At 61.1% G+C, this 4142-nt stretch carries 4 protein-coding genes and 1 pseudogene; 3 read left to right on the forward strand and 2 right to left on the reverse strand.

Annotated features, from left to right (window positions below):
• Positions 1-182: pseudogene (locus VMJ11_RS26890) on the reverse strand (sodium:proton antiporter); the annotation flags it as partial.
• Positions 154-867, reverse strand: a complete 714-nt coding sequence (locus VMJ11_RS26895) for a cation:proton antiporter (protein WP_325623466.1) — start codon at positions 865-867, stop codon at positions 154-156. The pseudogene VMJ11_RS26890 and the gene VMJ11_RS26895, both read right to left, overlap by 29 nt.
• 114 nt (positions 868-981) lie before the next feature.
• Here VMJ11_RS26895 and tnpA point away from each other — a divergent pair, with 114 nt between their 5' ends.
• The 3 genes from tnpA to tnpC all read left to right on the forward strand — a co-directional run bounded on the left by tnpA (position 982) and on the right by tnpC (position 3579).
• Positions 982-1473 (forward strand): IS66-like element accessory protein TnpA, encoded by a 492-nt coding sequence (gene tnpA / locus VMJ11_RS26900; RefSeq protein ID WP_325623467.1) that lies wholly within the window; start codon positions 982-984, stop codon positions 1471-1473.
• The gene (gene tnpB, locus VMJ11_RS26905; RefSeq protein ID WP_325623469.1) at positions 1473-1826 is read left to right on the forward strand and encodes an IS66 family insertion sequence element accessory protein TnpB; all 354 of its coding nucleotides are present in this window, start codon (positions 1473-1475) and stop codon (positions 1824-1826) included. The genes tnpA and tnpB overlap by 1 nt, the downstream gene beginning before the upstream one ends.
• Before the next feature lie 88 nt (positions 1827-1914).
• A complete protein-coding gene (tnpC, locus tag VMJ11_RS26910) occupies positions 1915-3579 on the forward strand; it encodes an IS66 family transposase (RefSeq protein ID WP_325623471.1) in 1665 nt (554 codons plus the stop codon).
• The last annotated feature ends 563 nt before the right edge of the window (positions 3580-4142 follow it).

A 4142-nucleotide genomic window follows, 5' to 3' on the forward strand; every position in this document is an offset into this window, starting at 1 on the left:
CCAGCCACGATCACGGGCCCTGGAAAAGGAATCAGCAGCACCTCAAGCCCAATCAATACGAAAAGTAACGCATTAAGGATCTCGTCTATCAGCTCCCAGAACATGTCGGCGTAATGTCGTGTCGTTTCTGACATCGCGACAATCCGAGCGCGGTTACCTGTTAGCACGCCCGCCATCACCATGGCAAGCGGTGCGGAAACGTGAAGGTGGATGGCCGCAGCATACCCGCCTATCACCCCCCCCGAGCATGAGCAAAATTTCGACCTGATACTGGTCGACGGATTTCAGCAGCCGGTAAAGGATGTAGCCAAGCGCTGCACCGAATGCCACTCCGCCCCCGGCCTCTCGCAGCAGTTCGAGCAACGCGCGCGACACCGACGGCGCGTGTCCCGTGCTAGCGACAGAACCTAGCAGTGAAAACAGCACGATGCCGACGCCGTCATTGAAGAGTGACTCTCCTGCGATGACCGTTTCAAGTTCAGGCGGTGAACCGGATACTCGCACCAGCCCCATAACCGCTACCGGGTCAGTGGGAGAAATCAGCGCGCCGAACAGAAGGCAGAAAGGCAGGGTGAGCGCCAAGTGGAGCATCGACGACACACACCATAGGGCCACACCCACGATGAGTGTGGACAACGAGGTACTGACAAATGCAAGCGTGACCACATGGAACCGGTACTGCCGCAGCAGCGACAGGTCCACCTTCAGGGCTCCTGCAAACAGGAGCAGAGACAGTATGCCCTGGAGCAACAGGTCGCTGAAGTCGACCTCGCCAACCAGTGAGCGCGCAAACAGCCGAGGCGTGTGTGCGATATCTACTGCGTCAAGACCAACGACGCAAAGGCTTACTGCGAGCGCCGTCGCCATCACGCCAATCGCTGTCGGCAACCCGATGGTAAGCGGTAGTTTCTGCCGCGCCTAGCGCGGCCGGGTCAAGAGGATCAAGCTGCGTCCGCAACTTCAACATTGCGGACGCAACTTATGACTGACACACAAACTGACTTTGACTTTCTTCCGTTGCGGGTAATCGGTAAAACGGCCAACGGCAAGAACCGGTACGACCGCGCAGGCAAGCGCAAGCTCATAGAGGCCTGCCAAAAGCCGGGGGCGTCGGTGGCGGGGCTTGCGCTGAAGGCTGGCGTAAATGCCAACCAGCTTCACAAATGGATTAGCCTGGATCGTAAGCCGGATGGTTCACGGTATAAGCGGCGATCGACACCAGCACATGCAGCGGCATTCGTGCCGGTGCTGGAAGTCGCGGACGTTGGGCCCGCGCACCCGCTCCACACGCTGCCAATGCCCGATGTCCTGCCGCCCCCGATGCGACGTGAGGCGATGGCGGCCTCTCAGCATCCAGCGCCGCCTTCGCGCCTGGTTGCGCAGTTGCCCAACGGCGTCAGTCTTGAGCTTGAATGTGGGCAACAGGATACGGCGCTGCTCACCGCGATGATCGACGCGTTGAGGGGCCGCTGATGCTGCGCCTGGCTGACGACCTTCGGGTCTACCTGCACCGCGAGCCAGTTGACTTCCGTTGCGGCATCAACACCCTTGCCGCCTTGGTCGAGGAGTCGATGCAACTGGACCCGCTTGCTCGCGCCGTGTATGCGTTCCGCAACCGCAAGTGCGATCGCATCAAGCTTCTGCTGTACGAGCGCACGGGGTTCTGGCTGCTGCTGCGTCGGCTTGAGCAAGACCACTTCGTGTGGCCACGCCGCCAACAGGCGGTGATCGAGCTGACGACCGAGCAGCTTCACTGGTTGCTCGACGGCATCGATATCGATGCGGTTCGCCGCCACCCCGTGCGGCGTTACCTGCATGCCAGCTAGTCGGCTCGTTGTGCGAAGACAACGGCGGCGCGCTTTTTACATTCCGACGTAAACCCACGGCGCGCTGCACTTCGCTATCCTGGTGCGCATGACGAATCCCCCCGATCTCAAGCGCGTACCCAAGGCGATCCAGGGCTACATCCACGCCCTCGAAGCGCGCGTAGCCGATGACGCGCAACACATCGACAAACTGGACCAGCACATCGGCAAGCTGGGCCTGCGCATCGAACAGCTTGAGGAACAGGTCCGTCTGCTGGAAGCGGAGCGTTTCGCCCCGAAAAGCGAGAAGCGCAAGGATCGCGTGTTCGACGAGGCCGAACAGCTCGCCCGCAGTGAGCCCTGCGACGAAGACGACGAGGGTGTCCAGCCCGCGCTGCCCGATACCGGTCTGCCTCCGGCCGGTTCGCCAGAGCGCCGCAAGGTCGGGCGCAAGCCATTGCCAGCTCATCTGCCACGTGAGCGTATCGAGTACGACCTGCCGCATGACCAGCGCGGCTGTCCGTGTTGCGGCAATGCCATGCATCGCATCGGCGAAGACATTAGCGAACAGCTGCACGTCGAGACGAAGTGGACGGTCCGCCAGAACGGGCGCGCGAAGTATGCGTGTCGCCACTGCGAGCGCCACGCCGAGCATACGCCGGTGGTGGTTGCGCCGATGCCGGTGCAGCCGCTTCCGGGCAGCCATGCCGACGCGTCGGTACTCGCGACAGTGGCGACGGCGAAGTACGTCGATGGCATGCCGTTATACCGGATGCAGGAGGCGTTCGCACGTTGGCAGGTTCCGGTGAGCCGGGGCACGCTCGCGCACTGGGTCATTCGTCCCAGCGAACTGCATTACACGCGGTTGTACGACGCGCTAAAAAAAGTCTTGCTGTCCCAGGCATTGATCCACGGCGACGAAACCACGCTTCAGGTACTCAAGGAAGCCGGCCGGTCCGCACAGAGCAAAAGTTATATGTGGATATACCGCAGCGCCCAGAATTGCGAGCAGCCTGTGGTGCTGTTCGAGTACCAGCCGGGGCGCGGGCAGGAGCATCCGAAGGCCTTCCTCGGCGACTACGGCGGCATGCTGATGAGCGACGGCTACAGCGCCTGGCGCACGGTCAAAACGGCGACGCACTTCGGATGCATGGCTCACGCGCGCAGGCTGTTTGTGAAGGCGGACAAGGCGGTGGAGAAAAAGGCCGAAGACGACGGCAAACCGAAGACGCCGAATGCTCGCGTAGCGAAGGCGCTCGAATACTTCCAGATTCTGTATCGGGTCGAGGCACTGGCCAAAGGCGATCTGCCCGATGGTCAGTCGCGAGCGGATTACACGTACCGGTTGCGCCAGCAGCACAGCGCGCCGGTGCTCGAAGCCTTCAAGGCGTGGCTCGATGCACTCGCGCCGAAGGTCGGGCCCCAGAGCCTGCTGGGCAAGGCGATTGCGTATACGCGAAACCAGTGGGAATACCTGAGCCGCTACGTCACCGATGGTTGCGCCCCCATCGATAATAACGTCTGCGAACGTGACGTCAGGCCGTTTGCCACGTCGAGGAAAAGCTGGTTGTTCAGCGACACGGTTGACGGCGCAAAAGCCAGCGCCACGATCTACAGCCTTGTACTGACGTGCCGGGCCTGCGACGTCGAGCCGTATGACTATCTCCTGCACGTGCTCACCGAGTTGCCGCAGCGCGCGCGCGACGCCGACGTCACGGATCTGCTTCCATTCAATTACGCCCGGCAGCAGCAGGCCGAAGCAAAAACCGCCTGACTTCCACCGCATCCACGCCGACGTCGCCGCTTGATTCCGATCGCTGCGACGCGGTTAGGCTCGCCCCTCAACTGCCCGTATGCCGCCATGCCGTGTGCTGGAATCGGCGCTTACACCCGATGAAACGATGATTGATGTACGCAAGAACCGCAGTAATCGAAAGACACAACGCAACGATATCGAGCACTATACTTCCCTGATCAGCCTAAAACGGCGCTACGCTTCCCCCGACCGCATGTGGAGCATACGCGTCCGAAACGCAAACTGGACGGCAAAGTCTGAGAGACGCTCCATCAGGTCAAGATTAAGTCGCTGCTGGATGTCCATGTGCAGGTTGTAACCCGAATCGGTCACGTACGACTTCCAAGTCAAACGAGCTTTCACCAAACCGCTTGAAATGCGCGCGGTCAACCGCCCTCCTCCCAGTCGCCAGCGCCCTACAGTCCAACAACATCATGACGGGCTGCCCAAAGCTCCTTAGGTCTCTACGTCGTCTTGCGCCTGACCGCCTGAGATATTCCAGCATGTGATAAACAGCGCCGCGACGAGCGGGCCAATTACAA

Source organism: Paraburkholderia sp. (assembly GCF_035501035.1).
GTDB lineage: Bacteria > Pseudomonadota > Gammaproteobacteria > Burkholderiales > Burkholderiaceae > Paraburkholderia.